Origin of the sequence: Pseudoduganella sp. RAF53_2 (assembly GCF_052113985.1) — a bacterium.
Taxonomy (GTDB): domain Bacteria; phylum Pseudomonadota; class Gammaproteobacteria; order Burkholderiales; family Burkholderiaceae_D; genus Rugamonas.
This window is the reverse complement of the sequence record NZ_JBFRDW010000473.1, coordinates 1-4,814: the sequence shown is the minus strand read 5'-3', so window position 1 is coordinate 4,814 and position 4,814 is coordinate 1. Positions and strand designations below refer to the sequence as shown.

Here is a 4,814-nt window from a genome sequence, read left to right as displayed (position 1 = left end):
GGATCGTCATCCGGATTCGCCAGCAGGCGCAGGTAAGCGATGATGTCCTTGATCTCCGCCTTGTCGAAGAAGCTCTGGCCGCCGGAGATCGTATAGGGAATGCGCTGGTTGCGCAGCGCCTGTTCGATCACGCGCGCCTGGTGGTTGCCGCGATACAGAATCGCATAATCCGACCATTTGTTCTTGCGTTCGAAGTGGTCGGCAGAAATCATGATCGCCACCTGGTCGGCTTCCTGCTCCTCGTTCGGCATGCCGTGCACCTTGATCGGCTCACCCAGGCCCAGCTCGGACCACAGCGACTTTTCGAACAGCTTCGGGTTGTTCTGAATGACCGCATTGGCCGCCTGCAGGATGCGCGTGGTGGAGCGATAGTTCTGTTCCAGCTTGATCAGCTTCAGGTCGGGGAAGTCCACCTGCAGCAGGCTCAGATTCTCCATGGTCGCGCCGCGCCAGCCGTAGATTGCCTGGTCGTCGTCGCCCACCGCGGTGAACATGGGCTTCTTGCCGATGCCGGTCACCATCAGCTTCACCAGTTCGTACTGGCAGGTGTTGGTGTCCTGGTATTCGTCGATCATCAGGTAGCGCAGGCGGCGCTGCCATTTGTCGCGCACGTCCTGGTGATTGCGGAACAGCTCCACGGGCAGGCGGATCAGATCATCGAAGTCCACTGCCTGATAGGCGGCCAGCGTGGCGATATAGCTGCCGTAAATGCGGGCGGACTGCGCCTCGTCTTCGGTCTGGGCCTGTTTCAGCGCATCTTCCGGCGTCACCAGGCCATTCTTCCACAGCGAGATATCGTTCTGGATGCCGCGGATCAGCTGCTTGTCCGTGGTGATGGCCAGGTCCTGTACCAGCGAGTAGCAATCGTCGCTGTCCATGATGGAGAAGCGGTCTTTCAGGCCCAGGTGGTTGCATTCCTGGCGCAGGATCTTCACGCCCAGCGAGTGAAAGGTGCACACTGTCAGCTGCTTGGCCTGTTTTGGCTGTTTGAGCAATTTGCCGACGCGTTCCTGCATTTCCAGCGCCGCCTTATTGGTAAAGGTCAGTGCCGCAATCGTGCGCGGATCGTAGCCGCGGTCCTCGATCATGTGGGTGATCTTCTGGGTGATCACGCGTGTTTTGCCCGAACCCGCGCCCGCCAGCACAAGGGCAGGACCGTCGAGATAGAGCACGGCTTCGCTTTGTGGGCCGTTCAGGCCGAACTGAGGTTTGGACATTTGCTACAGGAAAGGATCGGGAAACAAGCCGGCCATTGTAACGCCTCAAGTGTTGATATTTCGGCGCACGGGAGAATATAGTGACACCAGACCGAAAAAAACATCAGGCAAAGTATTATGAAATTTGAACATTTGATAGAAGTGAACGACCCGCTCAACCCGCTGATGGACACCATCACCCATGAGCAGCTATGGCGCGGCCTGGTGCTGCGTGCGGAGTCGCCCAAGCTCTTCGTTCCCCACCTGGACGAGGTGCAAATTGACCAGCGCGAGGAAAGCGGTTTCCGCCGCCGCCTGCGCTATGGCGACCTGGTGATCGAGGATACGGTGGAGCTGCACCGCCCTTACATCGTGCGCTACAACGTCGAGGCGCAGAAGGACATCAGCAAGTCCAGCCTGACCATGACCATCGAGATGCCGGAGCCGGAGCGCCTCTACGTGCGCTTCGAGTACGACGACGGCCACGACGCGGCCACCGATGCGGCCAATGCCATGTACGACGATTTCCGCCGCTCCGCCTATCAGGAGTCGGACATCGACACGATCCGCGTGCTGCGTGAGCTGGCCGAACAGGGCCGCCTCGACCACTCGCTGAATTAATTGTTTAGCTAATCAGCACCCCGGCGTGCAGTCCGGGCAGGACTGCTTCGGCGGGGGCGCTTTCTCCAGCTGCTGCGCGAGGTCGCGCAGCGCTGTCCGCAAGCCTTCTTCCACCACCGGATGGTAGAACGGCATCTCCAGCATCTTTTCCACCGTCATCTCCGTCTGATGCGCCCATGACAGCAGGTGGCCGATGTGTTCCATGCGCGGTCCGATGGACTCGGCGCCGAGGAATCGTCCGCTGCCGTATTCGCCATACACGCGCAGCATGCCTTTGTTCTGGCGCATAACGCGGCTGCGGCCCTGGTCTTCGAAAGACACCATGCCCACTGCGAAGCTGCCCTTGTGGGTTCGGCACAGTTCCTCATAGCTGGCGCCCACCGTCGCGATATTCGGTTCAGTGAAGGCGATGATGAGGGGCGTGCGGCGCAGACCCGGCTTCACTTCCGGCCAGGTGGCGGCGTTGGCGCCGGCGATCTTGCCCTGGTCGGCCGCCYCCGGCAGCAGGGGCAGTTCGTTATTGGYGTCGCCAGCGATGAAGATATGGCTGTCGCCGCACTGCATGGTCTTGCTGTCGTACTGCGGGATGCCGTGTTCGTCCAGCGCGATACCGGTCAGTTCAAGGCTCAGCTGATCGACGTTCGGTTTGCGGCCGGTAGCCACCAGCAGGTAGTCGAAGACTTCGCTGACTTCACGCTCGCTGGTGTCGCGGCTCGTCACACGCACGCCATCGCCCACGCGCTCGACGGCGGATACCTGGGTGTGGAAGCGCACGTCCATTTCCTCGCGCAGCGCGGCGGCGGCGATTTCCTTCACGGCCGGATCGCTGAGCTGGGCCACGCTGCTGCCGCGCGCCAGAATCACGACATGGACACCCAGGCGGTGCAGGGCCTGTCCCAATTCGAGGCCGATCACGCCGGTGCCCACCACGGCCACGGAACGCGGCAGATCGGTCCAGTCGAACACCGCATCGCTGGTGATCACACGATCGCCTGCGGCGGCCCACGCCGGGGGAATCTGCGGCGTGGAACCCGTGGCGATGACGATGCCTTTGGCTTCGACGATGGTGTGCTGGTCGACTTGCAGGCGGTTGGGACCGAGGAAGCGCGCATAGCCGCGCAACTTGTGCTCCTCCGGCATGCGCTCCATACCGCTCAGCACAAAGCCCACAAAGCGGTCGCGCTCACTGCGAACGCGCGCCATCACTTCCTTGCCGTCGATGCGGGTGGGGCCGGGATGAACGCCAAAACCCGGCGCTTCCTTGACGGAGTGCGCCGCTTCCGCCGCGGCGATCAGCAGTTTGCTCGGCATGCAGCCGACGCGGGCGCAAGTGGTGCCGTACGGTCCGCCCTCGATCAGGATTGGATGTTTGCCGGCCATGTGCACCGAGCGGTAGGCGGTCAGGCCCGCCGATCCGGCGCCGATGATCGCCACGTCGCAGCGAATGGTTTCCATTGTCTTTTCTCCCCAGCTTTTCTTGCCATCCTACACTTTTGTGCGGTAAGACGCTGACAGAACGCCAGGGATGCATTAGTATCACTTATCTTTTCGTCTTCGCATAAGCTTATCTTATGGAAAATCTGGACTACCGCGCGCTGGCGGTGCTGGATGCCGTGGCCAGCCAGGGCAGTTTCGAAAAGGCGGCCACCGCGCTCGGCATCAGCCAGCCGGCCGTATCCCAGCGTATCAAGGCGCTGGAGGATGCGGCCGGACGGCTATTGATCGTCCGCGGTTCGCCCGCCTTGCCGACCGGCCTGGGGCAGCGCCTGATCTCGCACTACCGCAACGTCAAGCTGATGGAGGCGGCGCTGGACATCGACCTGGGCAACCAGGTCAGCATGCCGGAAATCGCCGTGGCGGTGGATGCCGCCAGCCTGGCGACCTGGTTCCCTCTGGCTTTGCGTCCCCTGCTGTCGCCGCCGCGCTGCCAGCTGGACGTGGAATGCGCCGAACGCGACGTCGCCCTGCATCTGGTGCGCGAAGGCAGCGTGTTCGGCTGTGTTGCCGCGGCTGCGGATTCTCCCGGTCTGGCGGCCAGCGGCGCCAGTACCACGCCGCTCGGTGGAATGCGCTATGTGTGCGTGGCCTCGCCAGTCTTCGCCCGGCACTGGTTTGGCGAAGGCATGTCGGTGGAGGCGGTAGCCCTGGCGCCCGCCGTTACGCACGACCGCGAACTGACGGCGCGCTTCCTCGGCAATGAACTGAATGTGCAGCGGCCCTTCCCGCACCACACGCTGCCGCTGTCGCCGGCGCTGAACGATCTGCTGTTCGGCGGCATGGCGTATGGCCTGCTGCCTTATCTGCAGGCGGCGCAGGGCTTGTCGCAGGGCGCACTGGTGGATCTGATGCCCGGCCGCTATATCGACGTGCAGCTGAACTGGCACGCCTGGGAACTGGATACGCCGTTCACCAAGTCGCTGTCCGAGCAGGTGGTGGCGACGGCGCGCAAGTATCTGGTGCAGGCTTAAATATCGACCGGGTCCACTTCCAGCGTCCACTTGGCGCGGGTCTTCATTTCGCGCAGCGCATGCATCCACTCTTTCAGGAAAGCCTGTAAGGCCGGGCGCGATGGCGATTCGACCAGCAGCTGGGCGCGGTCCACATTGTGCACGCGGGTCATGCTCATCGGGATCGGATCGTTGATGGTGATGCCGTCATGCTGCACCAGGTCGCGCGCAGTCTTCAGGAATTCAATCGCCACCGCCAACTCGGACGCTTCCGCGCGCAGCATGGCCTGGTACAGATAGGGCGGCAATCCCGCCTGTTCACGTTCAGCCAGCAGCGAGGTCGCAAAGCGGTCGTAGTCGTGACTGACCACCGCGGCATACAGCGGATGCTGGCGGTACGCGGTCTGAATCATCACCTCGCTGGTGTTGCCGCCGGCGCGGCCGGCGCGCCCCGCCACCTGCATCAGCTGCGCGAACAGGCGCTCGCTGGCGCGGTAGTCCTGCGAGAACAAAGCCGTGTCGGGATTCAGAATGCCCACCAGCGTGAGCT

Annotated in this window: 4 protein-coding genes and 1 pseudogene; 2 read left to right on the top strand and 3 right to left on the bottom strand. The window is 62.8% G+C overall.

Annotation, left to right across the window (positions count from 1 at the left end):
- Window positions 1-1,217: UvrD-helicase domain-containing protein (locus AB4Z11_RS23220; protein WP_442027968.1), on the bottom strand; the 1,217-nt coding region annotated here is incomplete at its 3' end.
- A gap of 117 nt (window positions 1,218-1,334) precedes the next feature.
- On the opposite strand from AB4Z11_RS23220, the gene AB4Z11_RS23215 reads away from it, so the two are divergent.
- Window positions 1,335-1,817 carry an SRPBCC family protein gene (locus AB4Z11_RS23215; protein WP_442027966.1) on the top strand — a complete coding sequence of 161 codons (483 nt, stop codon included), beginning with the start codon at window positions 1,335-1,337 and terminating at the stop codon, window positions 1,815-1,817.
- A 12-nt stretch (window positions 1,818-1,829) separates the two neighbouring features.
- Here the strand turns inward: AB4Z11_RS23215 and AB4Z11_RS23210 are convergent, their stop codons facing one another.
- Window positions 1,830-3,272, bottom strand: coding sequence for a dihydrolipoyl dehydrogenase (locus AB4Z11_RS23210; protein ID WP_442027964.1), 1,443 nt, complete (start codon window positions 3,270-3,272; stop codon window positions 1,830-1,832).
- A 116-nt stretch (window positions 3,273-3,388) separates the two neighbouring features.
- On the opposite strand from AB4Z11_RS23210, the gene AB4Z11_RS23205 reads away from it, so the two are divergent.
- Window positions 3,389-4,285, top strand: coding sequence for an ArgP/LysG family DNA-binding transcriptional regulator (locus AB4Z11_RS23205; protein ID WP_442027962.1), 897 nt, complete (start codon window positions 3,389-3,391; stop codon window positions 4,283-4,285).
- On the opposite strand, the pseudogene AB4Z11_RS23200 reads toward AB4Z11_RS23205, so the two are convergent.
- A pseudogene (locus AB4Z11_RS23200) lies at window positions 4,282-4,814 on the bottom strand (primosomal protein N'); the annotation flags it as partial. The gene AB4Z11_RS23205 and the pseudogene AB4Z11_RS23200 overlap by 4 nt on opposite strands.